The organism is Varibaculum sp. C0165D1 (assembly GCF_056590355.1).
Map to the genome: position 1 here is coordinate 418,307 of NZ_JBWPVY010000002.1, position 20,662 is coordinate 438,968.

The window sequence follows — 20,662 nt, forward strand, 5'->3', positions numbered from 1 at the left end:
AACCAGCGGAAGGGATCTCATTAATATCGCTTCCGGTAGGTAAACATAGCCACCAGGGCAAATATTTTGAAACAAATGGGCGTTGAAAGGCTAAAAGGGGCAAACTTAGATTATGAGCCAGGTTAAATTTCGTGAGGCACTCGCAACTCTTCCCGCCTATGTGGCCGGAAAAGGCGATGCCGGAAAAGTAGTTAAACTCTCCAGTAACGAGCTTCCCTTCCCGCCCTCCCGAGCAGTTATCCAAGCAGGGGAGCGTGCCCTCGCGAAGGTTAACCGTTATCCGAGTGCGATTGGTAGCGCCCTAGTTGAAAAACTCGCCGCCCGCTTTGGGATCAGTGAAGACCAGGTGGTAGTGGGTCCCGGGTCCATTCAGGTGCTTGCCAATGCGCTGACCGCGGTAGCGCAGGCGGGCAATAATGTGGTCTATGCCTGGCGTTCCTTTGAGGCTTACCCGATATTGGTGGGGATTACCGGTGCCTCCTCCCGGCAGATTCCGCTAAATGGCCAAGGGGGCCACGATCTGGAGGCGATGTTAGCGGCAGTAGATGCTGACACCGCGGCGGTTATTCTTTGTAGCCCCAATAATCCCACCGGCCCTTCCCTGTCGGCGCTAAAGGTGCGCGAATTTTTAAGGGCATTGCCCCAAACAGTGTTGGCAGTCTTGGATGAAGCCTATTTCGAGTTCGATACTTCGCCTGGTCACGTTGATGGCGCCGCTTTACTCGCGGATTTTCCTAACCTATTGGTGTTGCGCACTTTTTCTAAAGCCTACGCGTTGGCCGGGCTGCGGTGCGGTTACGGTTTAACCAGTCCAAAGGTGGCGGCAGCGCTCCGCAAAGTAGCAACTCCTTTTGGGTTATCAGCAGTGGCGGAGGCCTGCGCCCTGGCGTCCTTGGAGGATGAGGAAGCCCTTCGCCAGCAGGTAGCTCAGATTTGTCAGGAGCGCGAGCGAGTATTGGACAAATTGCGTCAGCATGGTTGGAACCTGCCTCAGGCGAGCGGCAATTTCATCTGGTTCGCCGGGCCGGTAGGCGCGCAGATCCACGCGGCAGCGCTTTCCCAGGGGGTACAAACCCGTAGTTTTCCCGAGGGGGTGCGGGTCACTATCGGTAGCCGCGAAGAAAATGACCAGTTCCTGGCGGCAATCAGTCAGATCAAGCCGAGGTAGCGGGCCGGGAAGAAAACCCGGGTCTAGCACCGAAGCTGCCACTTTAATCGCCGTTTGAGGGCAGTTGCCGGGAATAAATGTTGCCGGGAATAAATAAGGAGCGCTGGAGGCTAGCGGCTAAGTAAAATCCGCGCGACCTCTTACCAGCTACCCGGTTATGTTTAGACCAGTAAGTCGCGGTAGCGCCAAAACAGGTCGCGCCGCCAATCAGGTACGGCCGGATCTACGAGGATCGCCTGGGGAAGCTCCCGGTTTATGGATTCGCGTAGAGCGGGCGGTATTTCCTGGGGAAGCCCGGCAGTGTCAACTAGGAAAATAACTGGCCAGCTTCCCGGTCTGAAACCTTGAAAATTAGCGGTCAAAGTGCGCAGGGTTTGCCCGGCAGGTACCGGTAAATCTGGTAAAGCGAGCAATAATTGGGCATGCTCGCTAGCGGCCGGGGTTATTTCTAGAGATTCGGAGGCGATCGGGGTGAGGGCGTCCGCGGTGGGGATCCCGGCTACCAGCAGACGCAGGCGGGGGAGGTTGTGAGCTTCCACAGTGATTTCAAACTGTCCTCCCGGATTAAGGATTGCGCCTAGCGGCTTCGCATGTTTACTTGCCCGATCGAGATGTTCAGATAGGAGGGCGGGGGAGGCTGCGGAAGATGCGGGCACTCGCAGCTGGGTAGAGTAGGCGGCTAAAAACTGGGAATCACCTTGGGTAAGGATTTGTCCGCTGCTATACACCGGGTAGATGGCTAGCGCTCGTAGTACCGGTTCTAGACGACCAGTAGCTATCGACATATAGATGGCTTGGTCTAGATCTTGGTCTTTTTCCCGTTTTAAACGGTAATCGCGCCAACGACTGCGGAAGGATTTTTTCATTTACGGGTTTAGTCGCGAGAAAATTAATAGTCCGATACCCGTTAGGCCGGCAATCACAATCCCTCCGGCAAATACTGCTAGGGAAGAAGAGCGGATCCACTGTTTGGTGGCCTGATCGGTAGATCCGGTAGCCGCTTGGAACTTTAGAGCGCCACTGTTTCCTTGGCTATCTCCTGCGCCCTGCTGGGAAGGCGAGTCTAGATCAGGGTTGGTTGCTGGCGGATTGTCAGCACCGAGGTTGTCAAGTGACCCCAGCTCCGAAAGATTAGGAACAATATCTGCCGGCTGTTGCGGGAGAAGTGGCGCACCCTCGGAAGCGGTAGCCCGGCTACCTGGTATTGAGCCGGCTGCGGACTGCAGCCCGGTCCGCGAAGAAGACCTGTTATTTTGCGCGGACGCCATTGGTGCAGCTCCCAGCCTGGTGGCAGGAGTAGCACCAAGACGGGAGGAGGTTCCCCCCCTATTCCCGTGGTTCGGGGTGCGCGGATTCGGATTTACCGCTGGCTTGGGGGTGGGGTTTGTTCCGGGGTGGGTGTTCCCCCCATTATCGCTATGACCTGGCGTGGGAGTATCAGGAGTAGTGTCCCCGGGATTCGGGGTGGGGTCAGTTCCCGGGTGGGTTCCTCCACCCTCATCCCCAGGTCCCGGTGTAGGGGTATCAGGAGTGGTTTCCCCCGGATTGGGAGTGGGGGGATTTGGGTTGTCGCCGGAATTATCATTCAGGTCGTCTTTAAGCCCTTCTGGAATCGGGGCTTCCTTGCCCACGATAAACATGTAGGGCATTTCGCTCTGGTAGATTTTAGCGGGGTTTGCCGCCGGGTCGGTGGTGGTGGCTCTTAAGGTAACGCGGTAAAACCCGGGCTGAGTGAAGCGCAGTTTAATTGAGTTTTCTGTACTACGTAGAGTGTTTATAAAACCGCTATCGGAGCTGCCGTTAACCGCAGAGTGAGGCATTTCTTGATAGTTACCACCGGACTTTGAAGGCCGTGATTCTACCTTTGTCCCCTCCTCGTAGGGTTTTACATCGGTTACCTGGAAAACGGTTTTGGTGTTTTCGCTAAAACCGGAGGCAGTGAGGGCGGATTCATCTGCCTTAAATAGGGTTCCGTAGAAGACCTCTTCAGTGACCTGACCAGTTTTGTCCGGAGCTACCCGCACACAAGTACCAATTTTCTTCTTGTAAGTATGGACTTCCTGTTGCTTTCCATTTATGATTTTTACGGTTGTAAGAGTCGTGGCATCAATGAATTGGTTCTTAGGTTTAGGCCTGTTTGCATCGGTGTCCTGGGTGGTATTGGTGTACCCCAGGTAGGTTTTCCCGTTGGCATACCCTAGATAAATCGGGGTGTTGGTATAGGTGTTGTTATCGAATTGCTTCCCACCGGGGCAATTATCGTGTGCCCACTTAGTAAGATTTTGCGACTGGCCAGCTGGGTTGGTAGTGGAAGTGCTGGTAGCCGGGATGTCGGAAGGGGAGGCAGCAGCGAAAGGAGCAGCGCAAAAACCGATGCACAGCGGCGCTACTGCCACTAAAGCAGTGGCAGCAAAACTGCTGATCTTGCGCAGAATGCCCATAGTGAATCGGAACTTCCCTACCCAACCGATAAATACGCTAGTAGTGTATCACAACATTAAAGTTTAGCGATAGAGTTTTAATCGAGTTTCGTTGAGATTTTAGTTAAATCCTGGGGTAATGAGGGGTCAATTAAAATCGATATAGAAAACAATTTTAACTTAACTATCATCAGCCTCAGTCTCGGCGGCGGCGCGCATCGCGATCGGTAGCGCCTCCAAAATCCGTCCTACTGCCCGATCATCGTGGGCGCCCGATACAAACCAGGCTTCAAATCCGGAGGGCGGCAGGGCGATATTTTGTTCCTCCATCGCATGGAAGAATGCCCGATAACGGAAAGTTTCTTGGGCGCTTGCCTCCTCGAAATTGGTTACCCCGTTTTCTGCGGGGCCTTCCCCGAAGAACACCGAGAATAAACTGCCTGCGCGGTTGACTTTCAGCGGTACTTCCGCTTCCGCGGCCTCGTGCTCAATCGCTCCGATAAGGGCATCGGCAACCGCAGTAGTGCGGGCATAGACCGTGTGATCGGCCAGTTCCAAAGTTTTCAGCCCGGCGGCAGTTGCTAAGGGGTTACCCGAAAGGGTTCCGGCTTGGTAAACCGGGCCCAGGGGAGAAAGCTGTTCCATGATTTCTCGGGAGCCACCCAATGCCGCTAGCGGCATGCCTCCTCCGATTACCTTGCCAAAAGTAAAGATATCCGGCACGAACTCCATTTTTTCTAGCTGCGCGGCATGCCAAGCAGCGCGCTCGTCCTCGCTGGTAAAATCCGGAAGCTTTGCGGGCAGGTCGATCCAATAGTCATTTTGGAAACCCCAATACCCCGAGGGCCCTACCCGGAAACCGGTCAGCACTTCGTCGGTAATCATCAACGCCCCATACTTGCTGGTGAGCGCACGAATATGCTGGTTAAAGCCGGGGAGTGGGGGAACGACTCCCATATTGGCGGGACAGGATTCACAAATAACTGCCGCGATCTGTTCCCCTTTGCGCTCGAAAGCCTCGGTGAGGGCGTCAAAGTCGTTATAGGGCAGCACCAGAGTTTCGGCGGCCACCGCGGCGGTTACCCCCGCGGAGCCAGGCAGCCCCTGGGTGGCTACCCCCGAACCAGCCGCAGCCAGCAGGCCATCGGAGTGGCCGTGATAGCAGCCGGCAAACTTTACAATTAGGTCGCGTCCGGTTACTCCCCGCGCCAGGCGAATGGCGGTCATAGTGGCTTCGGTGCCGGTTGAAACCATGCGCACCTGTTCACAAGCAGGCATCCGGGCGGTTATGGCTTGGGCTAGTTTGGTTTCATTCGCCGTGGGGGCACCAAAAGATAGGCCTTTAGCAGCGGTTTCTTGCACTGCGCGCACTACGGGGGGGCAAGAGTGTCCCAGTAGTGCCGGCCCCCAAGAACCTACCAAGTCCACAAAAGTGGTGCCTTCTTCGTCGCGTACATAGGCGCCGAAAGCCTCTTTTATAAAGTGGGGAGTCCCGCCCACGGATCCATAGGCGCGGACCGGAGAATTAACTCCTCCGGGAATCGCTGCTTTTGCCTGGGCGAATAGTTCTTTATCGGATTGGATTGCTTGCTCACTCATGCGCCTATTATCGCCCACAAGTCCCCAAGAGGTGATAATCGCGGCGGCTACACAGAACATTATTTAGGTTTTCCCATTTTATTTTCCCTCCGCGATGCTGATATCACCACAGGCCGAAGGGGCTTGAGGAACAGGAAAGGGTTAGGGATGAAGGATTTGGCACTACGCGCCCTGGTATGGGGGCAAACCCGGCAGGCGATTGCGCGGCTGAAAACGGAAGAGGACGGGATGACCACCGCCGAATACGCAATCGGCACTCTAGCGGCCGCCGCCTTTGCTGGTCTGTTGATGGCGGTAATCAAGGGAGGAGGGATAAAAAGCGCCTTAACTGCAATTATTAAACAAGCGCTTTCGATTTAAAGTGAAAAAAATATCTGGGAAACATTCGCAGTCGGCGCGGTTTTGGCAGTGGCTGCGCCGACTGTGGCAAATGCGCGAAGCCAGTCAAGGCGGGTATGCCACCGTCGAGACTGCTCTGACCCTGCCGGCCCTAGTGGCAGTGGCAGTCTTAGCTTTGGGGGCAGGCGCGGCTGGAGCAGCTAAAGTGCAAGCCTGTGACGCGGCGCGGGCCGCCGCGCGGGGAGCCAGTATCGGGGAGGCATGGCAAGGCGCAGCCGGGGTGGCGATGAAAATAGACAATAGCGGGCCCTGGGTTAACGCCACTGCCAGCAAAAACTTAGCGGGGTCAGTAAAAATATTGCCGGCGGTTACCTGTAAAGCTAGTGCTTTGAAAGAAACAGAGTTAGCGATGGGGCTAGAGCGGTGACAACCTGGTGGCGGCGGACAAAGCCAGCCCCAGCAGTAGCCGAGGCCGGCTCGGCCACGATTTGGGCGGTGGGATTCATTTGTCTGCTAGTGGCGCTAGCAATGGGGATTAGCCTATTAGGGGGAGTCTTTAGCGCGAAGGCACGCGCACAAAGCGGAGCTGACTTTGCGGCTTTAGCCGCCGCACAAGCCCATTTTTACGGCACCAATAGCACTCCCTGCGATTTAGCAGCCCAGGTTGCCCGGCAAAATGAAGTGTCTATCGATTCCTGTGTTTTGCGCGGACGGGACGTGCGGATTTGGGTGCATACCAAAACTATTTTTAACTGGCAGTTAAAGGCTCGCGCGCGAGCCGGTCCGACCGGGAATCCCGGTTAAAATCTGGATCCTAAGCAGAGCTATTCATCGCGTTACAGCTATCCCGCAAAAATTCTAAAAGATCGCGTCCGGCAGATTTTGAAAGCATTTCGTTCCCGTTCCCACATTTGGGGGAGTGAATGCAGCGGGGGCAACCGGTTTTACAGGGGCACTCACCGACTTGCCGGTAGGTTAAATCCAGCCAGGCGGGCAACTCGCGGAAACCATGCCGCGAAAAACCAGCGCCACCGGCGGTTCCGTCATAAATGAACACCGTGGGCAGGCCAGTTTGTAGGTGCTGAGTTAAAGATAGTCCTCCCAGATCCCAACGATCGCAGGTGGCTACCAGCGGAAGCATACCAATCAGGGCGTGTTCGGCGGCATGCAAGCCTCCTCCCAACAGCTGTTCTTCGTTGAGCTGCAACTGGTTAACTACCGATTCAGCTAGTGTGAACCAGGTGCCGGTAGTTTGCAGGGTGCGAGTGGGGCAATCCAACTGGAAAGTTGCTTGATAAACATGTCCGGGCAGACGCAATAGATCAAAGGAAGTAACCGTGGTTTGCACTTCGATCCGGCCGTAATGCCAGCTGATTCCCGGCGAAGGGGTAACCGGGGCGGCTTCCTCCGACAAAATCGAAATACTGGTGTCAGTGTTTGGGCGGGTACGGAGCATTTTGGGGCCTGGAACTACCTGCGCGGTGTCCTCATCACGTGCCGAAACCTGCCAAACGCGGCCTTGATGCACATAGATAGCATCCGGGTGCAGCACGCTATCGGCGCGGGAGCTATCAACGGTCCCCACTACCTGGGCGCTTTCGGCTTCAATAATCTGTACTTGACCTAGGTCTCCGCGAATTTTCACTGCTTCCCAGGGCGAAAATGGTTTGGTGATATCAAAACAAAGTCCCGCCGGTCTTTCTACCAGCAGGCTCTGCTGGCGAAGCTCCGACATCACCTGGGCGCTGCTCTCGCCAAATAAAGAAATATCTTCACTGGTTAAAGGAAGTTCCGCGGCTGCACAAAGCAAATGGGGAGCCAGCACAAACGGGTTTTCGCTATCGAAAACTATTGCTTCTACCGGGCGGAAAATCTCTTCCGGATGGTGAGCTAGGAAATCATCTAAAGGATTATCAGAAACCACCAAAATGCCGATTCCGTCTTGGCCGGCTCGTCCGGAGCGACCTACTTGTTGAAAGAAACTGGCGCGAGTTCCCGGCCACGAACAGGTAATGGTAGCGTCCAGCCCGGAAATATCGATTCCTAGTTCTAAGGCAGACGTTGCCGAAAGGCCTTGTAAGATGCCCTCTCGCAAGTCTTTTTCTAGCTGGCGGCGTTCTTCTGGCAGGTAGCCGCCGCGGTAGGCGGCCACCCGCGACATTAACGCCGGATTGCGGGTGCTGAGTTGATCCCGGGCTACCTGGGCGATAGTTTCCACCCCCTGGCGGGAGGGCGCAAAAGCCAGCACTCGCCCGCCGCTCTTTACTAGCTGGGCCAACAGGCGCCCGCCTTCCCAAATAGCGGGATAGCGCGGTCCCTCTTCGGGGTTTCCGGTTTCCAGGTTAGGGTCTGCAGTTGCCATTGGGGGCGAGGTGGCCGCGGTGTTGCCGCCCTCGCTATGGTCTTGACTGGTTTCCCCCGGGTTTTCTTCCTCCCAAAAAGCCGGGTCGCTAGCCTCGATAAGGGGAGGGCGCCACACTAGGACCGTGCGGGCTCCCGAGGCGGAACTGTCCCGGTCGATAACCTGCAAGTCTCGTCCTCGCCCCAACATATTAGCGCCGTGAACTGCAGGATTAGCGGTGGTAGCCGAGAGTAAGGCGAAGGCCGGTTCAGCTTGATACTTTTTGGCCAGGCGGCGCAGACGGCGCAAAATCAACGCCACATTCGCTCCCAACACCCCGCGATAATAGTGCGCCTCGTCAATAACCACTAGCGAAAGACCGCGCAGAAACGGCCGCCAAAGCTCGTGACCGCGTAAAATCGCGAAATGCAAGAAATCCGGGTTGGTGAGCACAATGTCGGCACCTGCCCGTGCCCATTTTTTGACCTCCCCGGGGCTATCGCCGTCTACCGGCGCTACCTGCAAATCCAAATTGGCCAGCTGAGTCCAACGATCCAAAGCCGCCGCCTGGTCGCGAGCCAGAGCCTTAGTGGGCGCCAGATACAGGGCGGTAGGTCGCGCTACCTGCAAGTAGTTATCAGTGCCTTTTGATTGCGCGCGCCGAGCAAGAAACCCCAGCCAGGCCGCCAAGGATTTCCCCGAACCCGTACCGGAAGTAAGAATCACGTCCTTGCCGCCATAAAGAGCATTTGCGCAGCTAGCTTGGTGTTCCCAAAGCTTAGTGATGCCACTGGCTTCCAGGCCGGTCCGCAAATCTTCTCCTACCCAATGGGGCCAGGGTGCAAAACTGGCGCTACGGGCGGGTAGCACGGTTTCGTAAAGCAACTGGTCGCTACCCAAGGAACGCAATCCGCTAAGCAGATCAGTGATACTCACCAGACTCTTCCTTTCCCCGGCAACCATGGTTTGAAATCCAGCTTGCGTGTACCTGCCCGGTGGTTGTGGAAACCAAAGGGGTGACAAATTAAGGTTAAAGCATGAGCAGCGAGGTGAGAAGGAGACTAACTGCCAGTTACGTGCGTCGTTTTTCGGCTGCTATCTTGGCCGCGCTACTCTTGGCGGCCTGTTACCTGGTATTTGTGTGCACCCGCGCCGGGCAAGCTACCGATACCCTCGCCATGTTCGCTTTATCTGATCTCAATCGTGCCTTTGCACCTTGGGATCAAGCGTTACTGCGGGAATGGTACCTGTTCATTTTGATTCCCCTACTGGCCGCGGCAGTGATAGTTGCCCTGGTAAGACGGCGTTTTGCCCTCGGTGCCCGGATGCTGGTGATGGTGGTGGCGGCCACCGTCACTACCCAGGTGCTAAAACATCTGGTGCTGTCTCGGCCCGCCCTCGGAATCACCTACTATATGACCAACTCTTTCCCCTCCGGTCACACTACAACGGCAGGAGCAGCCGCGGTGGCGCTGGTGATGGTGGCGGCAGATCGCTGGCGGGAGGTGGCCACCTATCTGTCGGCGCTGGTGCTCTGGCTGGTGGCTTTAGCGGTGATCGTGGCGCGCTGGCATCGTCCCTCTGACGTATTTGCCGCCATCTGTGTAGTTTCCGTGTTTGCGCTGCTGCTTTCCCCCCTCGAGCTGGGTGGGGAACGGAGCCAGCGATCCCTGCGACGAGGACGTATCTTCACCTTCTTGGCGGCGATCATCACACTGGTAGGGATAGTGATGGTCAGCTACTGCTACTGGCAACTGACTGCCGGCAGCACCTACTTTTCTGCCGGTAACGCCAGTGATGACCTGGGCCTCCTGGCCAGTTCCCGCCATCTGCTCGCCCTGTTGCTGGCGGGGGGAACCGTCCTCGCCCTCGCCGGAGCCTGCTGGATTTTCGTTTTTGAGGTCGCCCGTGCCGGGATGCGTACCCTAAAATCCTCCTCTCCCAACGTTTAGGGCTTTAGACCCAAAGAGTTTTTGCAGGTCAAACAGGCGGACTGCTGTTAATAAAGTGAATATTTTTGTCCTCGCCAGCAAATATGAGAAAAATTCGGAGAAAACACAATATCTAGTGGTTACGATTTAGGAAACCTACTATATCTCGTGTGTCTATTAGTCTTTGCGACCAGTTTTACCTATAGTCGATAGCGGTGGCTACACAGCCGTAGACATAAAAAGAGGAATTTGAAGAAAAAAGAAGAGGACGAAGATGACACCCCAAACGAAGACGAAACACTTGGTTGATCCGGCTCAGACTGTAAATGAGTATCTATCAAAGGCCGATTGGCGGGTAAACGCCAACGCGAACCAGGGGTATTCGCTGGGCGGCATGATTCTTAACTCTTCGGGCAAACTGATCGCCAACTATTGGTTAAATGAGATCTATACTCCTGAAATCGGGCAAGCACACCGCGAGGGTGACTACCATATTCACGACCTGGATATGTTCGCCGGTTACTGCGCGGGCTGGTCCCTAAAGCAGCTATTGCAGGAAGGTTTTAACGGAGTTCCGGGCGCGATTGCCTCCAACCCGCCTCGCCATTTTTCCTCCGCGTGCGGGCAAATCGTGAACTTCCTGGGAACTTTGCAAAACGAGTGGGCAGGCGCCCAAGCTTTTTCTAGTTTCGACACCTATATGGCGCCGTTTATCCGCAAAGATAACCTGGACTACGAGCAGGTTCATCAGTGCATGCAGGAACTGATTTACAACCTGAACGTGCCCAGCCGCTGGGGTAGCCAGTGCCCCTTCACTAACCTGACTTTCGACTGGACTTGTCCGGATGACCTAGTAGATGAAAACCCCTTGATTGGGGACGAACTGATGGACTTCACCTACGGGGATCTGCACGAAGAAATGGAGATGATTAACCGGGCGTTCATTGAAGTGATGACCGCCGGGGATGCCGATGGCCGGGTGTTTACCTTCCCCATCCCCACCTACAACATCACTCCTGATTTCGATTGGGATTCCCCCAACACCGAGCGGCTATTTGCGATGACCGCCAAATACGGCCTGCCCTACTTCCAGAACTTCCTGAACTCCGATCTGGATCCCCATATGATTCGCTCCATGTGCTGCCGCTTGCAGCTAGACCTGCGGGAACTCTTAAAACGCGGCAACGGACTGTTTGGTTCGGCGGAACAAACCGGCTCCCTAGGGGTAGTGACCATCAATATGGCGCGCCTCGGCTACCTCTATAAAGGCGATCTGGACGGGCTAACCCGCCAGTTGGATCACCTGATTGACCTGGCCAGCCAGTCCCTAGAGAAGAAACGGGAAATTATTTCCTGGCATATGGATTCTGGTCTTTTCCCCTATACCCGCCGCTATTTGGGCACTCTCGACAACCATTTCTCCACTATTGGGGTAAACGGAATGAACGAGATGGTACGTAACTTTACCGATGACGCGGAAGATATTACTGGCGAAGTGGGGCATAAGATGTGTGCCGACCTGCTAGATCATATCCGGGAACGGATGGTGCAGCTGCAGGAAGAAACCGGGCACCTCTATAACTTAGAGGCAACGCCTGCCGAAGGCACCACTTACCGCTTTGCGAAAGAGGACGCTAAACGCTTCCCCGGCATTATTCAGGCTGGAACTAAGGATGCGCCCTACTACACCAACTCTTCGCAGCTGCCGGTAGGCTACACCCAGGACGCGTTCCAGGCGCTAGAAGAACAGGTGGAACTGCAAGGTAAATACACTGGTGGAACCGTATTGCACCTCTATATGGGGGAGGCGATGAACTCCGCGGAGTCCTGCAAGACTCTGGTACATCGGGCGCTCGCGAACTTCAAGCTGCCCTATATTACGATTACCCCCACCTTCTCGATTTGCCCAGTGCATGGGTATTTGTCGGGTGAACATTTCGATTGCCCCAAGTGTGCCCAGGAAGGCAACCACGAGCAGCCCTGTGAAGTGTGGACGCGGGTGATGGGATACTTCCGTCCGGTCACCTCTTTCAATACCGGTAAACAGAGCGAGTACGCCGAGCGCACTACTTTCTCGCAAGAGTTAGCCGGTGTCTGATTTTTCGGCAATTAACGGGGGACCGAGCCTGCTGGGGCAGGCGAGGCAGCTTAACATCGCTGGTCTAGTCCCGTTTTCCACGGTGGATTGGCCGGGGAAAATCGTGGCCAGTGTGTTTTGCCAGGGGTGTCCCTGGCGCTGCGCCTACTGCCAAAACTATGAAATCTTAGATTTTAAAGTCCCCGGCGTAGTCCCGTTTGCCGAGCTAGAGGAGTTACTAGGACGCCGAAAAGGACTGCTCGATGGGGTAGTTTTCTCCGGCGGCGAAGCCCTGGCACAGGCAGCGGTAATCCCCGCTGCCCGCTGGGTAAAGGCTCAAGGTTTTCAGGTGGGTCTGCATGCGGCCGGAGCCTACCCTTCGCGCCTGCAAGAAATGTTGGCGGCTGACCTGCTCGATTGGGTGGGGCTGGATATTAAGGCTCTGCCCGCCGATTACCGCCAGGTCACCGGGGTAGCCGGCGCAGACAAGGCTTTCGCCTGCCTAGATGCCGTGTTGGCCAGCGACATCGACTGCGAGGTGCGGTTAACTGTTTATCCGGGCCACCCCGGAAAAGTAGTGGAGTTGGCGCGCGATCTAGCGGCGCGAGGCGTGAAAAACTTTGCCCTGCAGCAGGCACGTGAGTTGGGTGCGTCCCCAGATTTTAAGGCCCAAGCTCAAGGCTGGGATAGCCAAGTAAAAACCTGGGCTGAGGAAATCGACTCTTTGGGGTTTGAAAAGTTTTCTTTCCGTCCCGCTTGAGCGCGTTTAGACTTTGGGGTGATTTGCTCGCGCAGCCATCACCAGAAAATTTTGAGAGCAGGAATTTCCCGTCAAAATTGGGTTAGGAATCCGCTCCGCGGACACGCCCTGCCAGGTAGAATAGAAGCAGTATTTCCCCAACCCAAAGGTAAATCATGACTGACAGCGATAATCGAAAGGAACCGCAGGCGCGGGCGTTGCCGCCTGATCTGGATGCTACCCGCCTGGAGAGTTCATCCGGGGTAAATCGGGATCCGGCATCGCAAACGTGGGAGGATTATCCGCCGACGATGGCGACTCCCGCGGCGATGTCTCCTACCTATTCTGCTCCTGTCTACCCGGAGCCGGTATATCCGGAGCCGCCTCGACAGCCGGTGATGAGTCCGCCGCCAGCTGCCTATTCGCCTTTCCCGGGATATTCTAGCCCGGCGGCTCAAAGCGTCCCTCCAAGTACGTCGTCTCCCGAATCGCCGCAGCGCAATTGGGGAATTATTGGGGTGAGCGTCCTCTTGGTGGTGGCGCTGATCGCCTTGGCGATTGGGGCTACCTGGCTGTTTACCTCTAAAGGTGAGGCTAAAGAGGGCGAGACTGCCAGCCAGTCGCAGAGTGAAAGCACCCAGACTAATACTGTCCTGGAAACTACGGTGACTGCTACCCAGGCTCCTGGCCAAGCACCCAATCGCGTCCCCGCCCGAACCGGCAAATCGATCCCGGCAAATGCGGTGTACGAAGGTGATGGATTCGAGACCCCTACCGGTAATATTGGTTGCTCAATGTCCTCGGGCGGAGTGTACTGCCAAATTGGGGAGCGCCAATGGCAATTGGGTTGCGATGGCCCATGGGGAGTGCAGCTTGACGCATCTGGAGTAACGGAGCAGTGCAATTATCACGGTGGTTCTGATCCCCATTACCAAGCCAGCTATGGCACGGTCTACTATAACGGTGACTTCGCCTGTGAAGTGGGGAAACATACCGGGGTGAACTGTTGGAACTCCCGGACCGGTCGCGGCTTTACGATGCGTAAAGCCGACCACACCACCTACTAAAGCTCAGCGCGCTACGCTCGGGCAGCGAATATTCGTGGTTCCTCCTCCCTCTTCTCCGGGCTGCCATGCTCTTAGCCTTGGGGGCGACCAGCCGTGCGCCCTACCCACGTTGTAGAGGCGGTAATTTTCTTTAAATTGCTGTTATACCTGATTTTTGCCGCTCGCAGGGTTTACTGACTTATCAGGCAAGCGCTGTACGCCGCTATTAGAAGCCAGCTAGAATAAGAACGGTATTTTTCCAAGCAAAAGGTAAGCCATGACTGAGAGTGATGATTTAAAGAAATTGCGCGAGCGCGCCTTAGCGCCGGAGACAGACGCAACTGAATTGTTCGAAATATCTGCGCAACATCCGGAGGTGTATGCAGAGGTCGCGGCGAACCCAAATGCCTATCCGGATCTGCTCGATTGGTTGGAAAATGTGGGCGATGACCAGGTAAAAGCGGTGGTGACCGCGCGGAGAGACGGTCTTTCTGGCACCGAAGCGTTAGCGAAAGGTGGCCAGGCAGAGAAGGAACCCGACTCCGCTGACTCGTCGCCCCTAGCCTTTGCGCCCCCCGCCCATCCCGAAAGCGAACCGGAAGCTACCGAGAAAATCGAAACTACCGACCAAGCAGCGGAAACCGAGCAACTAGAGGAAAACCCGACTGCGAGCGCGGACGCAGCGGGAGATAGCTCTCAAAATCCCAGTAACGGCCCAGAATCTGCGGAAGTCGCAGGCAGCGATGGGCAAAGTGACGATGATGCTACTCGCCTCGGTGCTATGCCGCTGGAAAGTCCGCAGTCCTCGGCGCAAACGGTTGAGGATTATCCGACGGTAATGGCTGCTCCCGCGGCCATGCCTCCGGCGTATTCTGCTCCTGCCTACCCGGAGCCGCCCCGGCAACCGGTGATGAGTCCGCCGCCAGCCGCCTATTCACCTTTCCCTGCCTACCAGAATCCAGCGGGGGAGAGCGCTTCCCAACCGGCAAAATCTCAGCGCAGCTGGGGGGTTATCCTTTTGACGGTGCTGCTGGTGGTAGCGTTAATCGGTTTGGCGATTGTGGGTACCTGGATTGTTTCTTCTCGCGGAGACAATAAAGGGCAAGCTAGCGCCAGTGAGTCCGAAAGCGACACCACCCGGACCGCTACGGTAATGGAAACCACGGTGACCAGTACTGAGGCTCCCACCCAAGCAGGCCAAGCGATCCCCGCAAACGCGGTGTACGAGGGTCAAGGATTCTATAGCCCCACTGGCAATATTCTTTGCTTAATGTACTCGGGCGGAGTGGACTGCCAGATTAATGAGCGGCAGTGGCAATTGGGTTGCGACGGCTTATGGGGAGTGCAGCTTGACGCATCTGGAGTAACGGAACAGTGCGATTCTTATTTCGCCTCTGATCCCCAGCACCAAGCCAGCTATGGCACGGTTTACTACAACGGTGATAACGCCTGTGAAGTGGGTAAATATACCGGGGTGAACTGCTGGAACTCTAAGACGGGTCGCGGGTTTACGATGCGTAAAGCCGACCACACCACTTACTAGGAAGCTAAACTGCTACCGGCAGGGGTACTACCTACTTTTTTGCCGCAGGTTTCTTGGCGGTTTTAGCAGTGGTTTTCTTAGTGGTGGCCCGCTTTTTGGTAGTTTTTTTCGCTGCGGACTTCTTAGTAGTTTTACGGGTTCCGCGTTTCTTAGCCGGCCCTTTCGCCCGCTTCTCCGCCAGTAAAGTGTAGGCTTGATCAGCGTCAATATCCTCGATAGTGCTAGCGCGCGGCACCGTCACATTGGTGGTGCCATCGGTAATATAGGGGCCAAAACGCCCGTCCTTAATTACTACCGGTTTCCCGGAGTTAGGATCGGTTCCCAGCTCCTTCAGGGGCGGTTTCGCGGTGCGACCGCGCCGGGTTTTCGGTTGGGCATAAATCTCTAGAGCCTGCTCCAGAGTGAGGGAGAAAATCTGATCTTCCGTTTCTAGCGAGCGCGAATCTGAGCCCTTCTTTAAATAGGGGCCGTAGCGCCCGTTTTGCGCGGTAATATCGACTCCGTTTTCTGGATCCTGGCCCACTACTCGCGGCAGCGAGAGCAGCTTCAAGGCATCATCCAGGTCCACACTCTCGATCGACATACTCTTAAATAGGGAGGCGGTGCGAGGTTTAGTACCCTTAGGGGCGTCCTCGGGCAGTACCTCGGTAAAGTAGGGGCCATAGCGCCCGTTCTTTACTAAAATCAGGTTCCCATTTTCGGGGTCGTTACCTAGTTCCCGCCCAGTATCGGCTGAAATAGTGAAAAGCTCTTTCACTTTTTCGGCGTCTAATTCGTCGGGCGCTAGCTCCTCGGGTACCGAGGCGCGCTTGCCCTCCGCGTCCTCCAGATAAGGTCCGTACCGTCCGACCCGCACGTTTACTCCCGGCAGCACTTCGATAGAGTTCAGAGCGCGGGCATCAATATCGCCGAGGTCCTCTACGGTATCTTTGAGGCCGCGGGCCCAAAACTCTCCGCCAGAGCCGCCTCCAAAATAAAAGTGGGTCAATAGTTCTTTGCCGTCGCGCTCCCCGGCGGCGATCTGGTCCAGATCCCCCTCCATAGTGGCGGTAAAATCGTAATCCACCAGGGACGCGAGATTTTCTTCTAGCAGGCGGACCACGGAAAAGGCTTGCCAAGAAGGGACCAGGGCCTGCCCGGCGCGGCGTACATATCCGCGCTCAATAATCACTCCGATAGTGGAGGCATAGGTAGAGGGGCGCCCTACCCCCTTTTCTTCTAAGGTTTTCACCAGCGAGGCTTCGGTATAACGCGGAGGCGGGCTGGTAACGTGCGCTGCTTTCTCTTTATCTGCGCTGGTAAAAGCTAGTTTTTGGCCTTCGCTTAGTTTCGGCAGCGCCGTGGAACTATCGGTGCTGGCGTAGCGGGATTTATCTTTACCTTCTTCGTAGGCGGCTAGGAAACCGCGGAAAGTAATTACGGTTCCCGAGGCAGTAAACACCAGTTCGTGAGGGGCTCCGTCTAGCGAAATCTGGGCGCCGACCCGCACGGTGTCGGTGGTACCGCGGGCATCATTCATTTGCGAGGCCAGAGTACGTTTCCAGATCAATTCGTAAAGGGCGGCCTGCTGACCGGTAAGAGCTCCTCGTACCTGGTCCGGGGTGCGGAAGTTATCTCCGGCGGGGCGGATTGCTTCGTGGGCTTCTTGTGCGCCCTTGGCTTTCTTCGCATAAAAACGGGGCTTTTCAGGAATAGCATCTGCCCCGTAAAGATTCTTTGCCTGGCGCCGCGCCGCCGAAATCGCCTGACTGGAAAGCGCGGTCGAGTCGGTACGCATATAGGTGATGTAGCCGTTTTCGTAAAGGTATTGCGCAAGCGCCATGGTCTGTCGCGAAGACATTCGTAGTTTACGTCCGGCCTCTTGCTGCAGGGTAGAGGTAGTAAAAGGCGGGGCGGGACGGCGCGTATAGGGCTTTGACTCTACCGAAGTCACCTGGCAGTGGGCCTGTTCTTCTAAAGCCTGCACCAGTTTTTCCCACAACTGCTGATCCATAACTGTGGCTTTGCGCTTTAACTGGCCGCGGTCATCAAAGTCGCGGCCAACGGCAAAACGAACCCCATCCATTTCCAGGGCGCGAGCATTAAATTCCCCGCCATCAGCACTAAAGGTGGCGTTTAGATCGAAGTAGTTGGCGGGAATAAAAGCAATCCGTTCCCGCTCGCGCTGCACCACCAGGCGAGTGGCAACTGACTGTACTCGTCCGGCTGACAGGTGCCGAGCTACTTTGCGCCAGAGGATCGGGGAAACTTCGTACCCGTAGAGGCGGTCTAAAATTCGGCGAGTTTCCTGCGCAGATACCAGGTCGGTGTCGATATCGCGGGTGTTTTCTAGGGCGCGGTCAATAGCTTCGCGGGTAATCTCATGAAAGACCATCCGTTTTACAGGAACCTTGGGTTTTAGTACTTCTAACAGATGCCAGGCAATCGCTTCGCCCTCGCGGTCCTCATCAGTGGCGAGGTAGAGTTCTTCGGCATTTGCCAGGTCTTTGCGCAGTCCGGCCACGGTTTTCTTTTTATCGGGATTAACCACGTAGTAGGGCTGGAAGTTATCGTCCACGTCTACCGCGAACTTCTTGTATCCGGACTGTTTGAGTTTTTCAGGCAGGGCTGATGGTTGCGGCAAGTCCCGAATGTGCCCTACCGAGGCTTCTACCTGGTAGTCAGCGCCCAGGTACCCGCTGATAGTGCGAGCCTTAGCTGGAGATTCGACGATTACCAGTTTTTTAGCGCTCAAGACTTCCTCTTCCCTTGGATTAACGGTCTACCTTTATACCTTATATATACCTTGCAAACTTGAAAGGCTAACAAATCAGGTTTGTGAGCTAAATAGGGTGTTATTTTTTGTCCCGACTGGGGATTTTGGGAGAAGCGTTTGTGGAAAAGCAATGTCATTCTCCGAAAATCTTGCATAAAGATTGTCTGAATATGAGCAGACTCAAATATTTCGATCGGTGATTGTTAGATTCGCTAGATGAGTGAAAACTCAGTCCCGGGTGAGTGAAAACTCAAGCAGAAAATGGGGGAGCATCAAAAATTTTAAATTTCCTAACTTTTGATGAGAATAATGCAACTGTTGACCTATAGACACAGGTAATAGCCACTTTTAGATGAAAAGTTTGATTAAATCATTCAAATGGTCAAAATTGCCAGTGATGGAACTCACAATTTAGTCCGAGGGTGCGGCTAACATTTAAAAAACCTAAAAACATTCTAATAGACCAGGTCAACCCTACTTTATGGTTGGTAAGTATTCATAAATTCAACCTACCAGGTGTAAAACTTTCATTTTCCAACATTATCGCTTTTATTTTTGTTCGTTTAGGCGGATAATAGTTAATGAACGGAGCGAGGGGACGTGACGTTCACGGAAACTAAAGGATTTGGTTTCCATAAGAGGAAAACGCAAGGAACGGGATCTACGATGAAAACGTGGAAGGAACACGCCAAGACTTTGGCTGTGGGTGTTCTAGTAGCCGGTGTAGTCGCGGCAGGAGTAAACCTGGCCGATGCCGCTACCTTCTTTACCGCTACCTCCTCTGCCGGTTCGACCGCAGTTGCAGCCAACGCAATCAACACCAACAACCGTGAAGAGGTTCGTACCCGTTACCTGAGCGATATTGCCGATACCGATTACCCCGAAAGCCCCAACAATGGCGCGGACTACAAAAACTGCCGCGCCGGCGTGGTTAATCCCACGACTGCTAACTCGGTGGCTCGGGCCCTTAACTACTTCCGCGGCCTCAACGGAGCTGAAGCGGTGAAGATGGATACCACTTCTGCGCTCCAAGATTACACGCAGCAGGCTGCCCTCAATATGGCTGCTAATGGCCGTCTTTCCCACACGATTGACAAGAGTTCCAAATGCTTCAGCTTTAAAGCTCAGCAGGGAGCGGCCATCTCTAACCTTTCTGATAGCGCGGGACAGACTCCTGCTGAACAGATTTTGTGGTACTTTATCGATCCTTCTAGCCTGGGTGCTTCCACTATGACTAAAGTGGGCGCCAACGACCGCTTGGGACACCGCATTGCCTTGATGGATCCCACCTTATCGACCACTTCCTACGGAAATGTAAATGGTTACAACGCGATTGCGGTAACCGGAAATCAACTGGTTAGCACCCCCGATTTCAATAACAAGCAGATTGCCAACGACGCTGCTTACAAGCCGGAAGTCATGACCTGGCCGTCTGCCGGTTACTTCCCTTACCAGTTGCTGACCACCAACCGTGATGACCAAGAAGATGTGGAACGCTGGAGCGTCTCTTTCCGGGGCGAAAGCAAGTCGCGGCGTCCCGACCTTTCGGGCGCTCGGGTGCGAGTAACTGGCCCCAATGGTGCCGAAGTTCCGACCACCGTCTTGAACAACACGCTCAATGGCAAAGGCCCGGGAACCTGGAACTACTACAACACCCTGCTAATCAAGATGCCCAAGATCAAGGATCTGCCGGCAGGTACCGATGGTTCGCGTGACTACAAGGTCACCGTTACCGGGGTGAAGGGTGCGACTCGTTCCTCCTACGCCTACACCGTGAAGCTGTTCGATCCCATGATCTCTTCCAGCGAGATGGCTCCCCAGATTAAGGTGAACGCCGCTCCTCGGGTAGCTCAGGGTGGATACGCCGAACCGGCTAAGCTCACCGTGCAGGGCTCCACCGGGATGAAGTACCAGTGGCAGCGCTCCAAAGATGCGGGTAAGACTTGGGAGGATGTAAAGGACAAGTTCCGGATTCCCGCTGATCACCGCTTCTACGGAACCGCTAACGATCTGGACTACGCTCCCGGTGCTCGCACCGAAGACAAGTGGGGTCTGCTGCGGTCGGCTCCGATTGCCAACCGCGCCGAGGCCGAGTCCTTGCGCTTCCGCCTGAAGGTCACCAACCCGGTGGGTACCTCGATCTCTGAACCGATGAAACTGGAATACTACGGATTCGATCAGGATCAGGTAGTTCGCCAGGGCGACAAGCTGATCGCGAAGGTTAGCTTGCAGGGTAACTCCGATTCAGTCGAGCGTTTCAGTGACGTGATCTGGAAGGACCAAAACGGTAAGCAGGTTGGAACCGGAGACACTCTGACTTTGACCCCCGATATGAAGGGCAAGCAGATTCAACCCACCGTTCAGTTCTGGCTCACTTCGTTCATGTCAGCTTCTCTCTACGAGTTGAAGCTGCCCGCATACTCCGTTGGGTAACTTGCGTTTTCTATGCCTAACGGTCCCAAAGAGGGTCGCGTCCTTAGGGACGAGGACGCGACTCCTCAAAAATCTAAGAATCCAGTCGTTACCTGGCTGATTGGCTTCAGTAAATAAAAAGAAATAATCTGGCTCCTAGGACGTTCCCAGTCTAGGAGCCAGATTATTTTTTGGTTACTGTCTATTTTTGGCTCTGGTTTTGGGGTTTGCTGGCAGGATTTTGGGGCTGTTTACTGTTGGGAGTGTCTTTTTCCGGGTGGTTTCTTCCGTT

At 55.1% G+C, this 20,662-nt stretch carries 15 protein-coding genes; 10 read left to right on the forward strand and 5 right to left on the reverse strand.

Annotated elements, in window-relative coordinates; genetic code table 11:
• Positions 1 to 112 precede the first annotated feature (112 nt).
• Positions 113 to 1,168, forward strand: a complete 1,056-nt coding sequence (hisC, locus tag AC1EKS_RS04370; protein WP_481009185.1) for a histidinol-phosphate transaminase — start codon at positions 113 to 115, stop codon at positions 1,166 to 1,168.
• A 161-nt stretch (positions 1,169 to 1,329) separates the two neighbouring features.
• Here the strand turns inward: hisC and AC1EKS_RS04375 are convergent, their stop codons facing one another.
• The 3 genes from AC1EKS_RS04375 to hemL form a co-directional block, all read right to left on the reverse strand.
• Positions 1,330 to 2,034, reverse strand: a complete 705-nt coding sequence (locus AC1EKS_RS04375) for a hypothetical protein (RefSeq protein WP_481009186.1) — start codon at positions 2,032 to 2,034, stop codon at positions 1,330 to 1,332.
• On the reverse strand, positions 2,035 to 3,609 hold the full coding sequence (locus AC1EKS_RS04380; protein ID WP_481009187.1) for a hypothetical protein: 1,575 nt from the start codon (positions 3,607 to 3,609) through the stop codon (positions 2,035 to 2,037). It lies immediately after the preceding gene.
• A 159-nt stretch (positions 3,610 to 3,768) separates the two neighbouring features.
• Positions 3,769 to 5,187 (reverse strand): glutamate-1-semialdehyde 2,1-aminomutase, encoded by a 1,419-nt coding sequence (hemL, locus tag AC1EKS_RS04385; protein WP_481009188.1) that lies wholly within the window; start codon positions 5,185 to 5,187, stop codon positions 3,769 to 3,771.
• Between the two features lie 147 nt (positions 5,188 to 5,334).
• On the opposite strand from hemL, the gene AC1EKS_RS04390 reads away from it, so the two are divergent.
• Genes AC1EKS_RS04390 through AC1EKS_RS04400 form a run of 3 tightly spaced genes read left to right on the forward strand, consistent with a single transcriptional unit; the run spans position 5,335 to position 6,330 of the window.
• Entirely contained in the window at positions 5,335 to 5,547 is a 213-nt protein-coding gene (locus tag AC1EKS_RS04390; RefSeq protein WP_481009189.1) for a DUF4244 domain-containing protein, read from the forward strand.
• Between the two features lies 1 nt (position 5,548).
• Positions 5,549 to 5,953: a TadE/TadG family type IV pilus assembly protein gene (locus AC1EKS_RS04395; protein WP_481009190.1), complete on the forward strand. Its 405-nt coding sequence runs from the start codon at positions 5,549 to 5,551 to the stop codon at positions 5,951 to 5,953.
• Complete coding sequence (locus AC1EKS_RS04400) at positions 5,950 to 6,330, forward strand: Rv3654c family TadE-like protein (RefSeq protein WP_481009191.1); 381 nt, start codon at positions 5,950 to 5,952, stop codon at positions 6,328 to 6,330. Before AC1EKS_RS04395 ends, AC1EKS_RS04400 begins: the two co-directional genes overlap by 4 nt.
• 10 nt (positions 6,331 to 6,340) lie before the next feature.
• Here AC1EKS_RS04400 and AC1EKS_RS04405 read toward each other — a convergent pair whose 3' ends face one another.
• Positions 6,341 to 8,803: a DEAD/DEAH box helicase gene (locus AC1EKS_RS04405; RefSeq protein WP_481009192.1), complete on the reverse strand. Its 2,463-nt coding sequence runs from the start codon at positions 8,801 to 8,803 to the stop codon at positions 6,341 to 6,343.
• 101 nt (positions 8,804 to 8,904) lie between these two features.
• On the opposite strand from AC1EKS_RS04405, the gene AC1EKS_RS04410 reads away from it, so the two are divergent.
• The 5 genes from AC1EKS_RS04410 (at position 8,905) to AC1EKS_RS04430 (ending at position 15,203) form a co-directional block, all read left to right on the forward strand.
• Positions 8,905 to 9,819 carry a phosphatase PAP2 family protein gene (locus AC1EKS_RS04410; protein WP_481009193.1) on the forward strand — a complete coding sequence of 305 codons (915 nt, stop codon included), beginning with the start codon at positions 8,905 to 8,907 and terminating at the stop codon, positions 9,817 to 9,819.
• 253 nt (positions 9,820 to 10,072) lie between these two features.
• On the forward strand, positions 10,073 to 11,896 hold the full coding sequence (locus AC1EKS_RS04415) for a ribonucleoside triphosphate reductase (RefSeq protein WP_481009194.1): 1,824 nt from the start codon (positions 10,073 to 10,075) through the stop codon (positions 11,894 to 11,896).
• The gene (locus AC1EKS_RS04420; RefSeq protein WP_481009195.1) at positions 11,889 to 12,635 is read left to right on the forward strand and encodes an anaerobic ribonucleoside-triphosphate reductase activating protein; all 747 of its coding nucleotides are present in this window, start codon (positions 11,889 to 11,891) and stop codon (positions 12,633 to 12,635) included. Before AC1EKS_RS04415 ends, AC1EKS_RS04420 begins: the two co-directional genes overlap by 8 nt.
• Positions 12,636 to 12,790: 155 nt before the next feature.
• Complete coding sequence (locus tag AC1EKS_RS04425; RefSeq protein ID WP_481009196.1) at positions 12,791 to 13,681, forward strand: hypothetical protein; 891 nt, start codon at positions 12,791 to 12,793, stop codon at positions 13,679 to 13,681.
• Positions 13,682 to 13,937: 256 nt separating this feature from the next.
• A complete protein-coding gene (locus AC1EKS_RS04430; RefSeq protein ID WP_481009197.1) occupies positions 13,938 to 15,203 on the forward strand; it encodes a variant leucine-rich repeat-containing protein in 1,266 nt (421 codons plus the stop codon).
• A 31-nt stretch (positions 15,204 to 15,234) separates the two neighbouring features.
• Here AC1EKS_RS04430 and topA read toward each other — a convergent pair whose 3' ends face one another.
• Positions 15,235 to 17,937 (reverse strand): type I DNA topoisomerase, encoded by a 2,703-nt coding sequence (topA, locus tag AC1EKS_RS04435; RefSeq protein ID WP_481009198.1) that lies wholly within the window; start codon positions 17,935 to 17,937, stop codon positions 15,235 to 15,237.
• Positions 17,938 to 18,624: 687 nt separating this feature from the next.
• Here topA and AC1EKS_RS04440 point away from each other — a divergent pair.
• Positions 18,625 to 20,391, forward strand: coding sequence for a CAP domain-containing protein (locus AC1EKS_RS04440; protein ID WP_481009199.1), 1,767 nt, complete (start codon positions 18,625 to 18,627; stop codon positions 20,389 to 20,391).
• Positions 20,392 to 20,662: the final 271 nt, after the last annotated feature.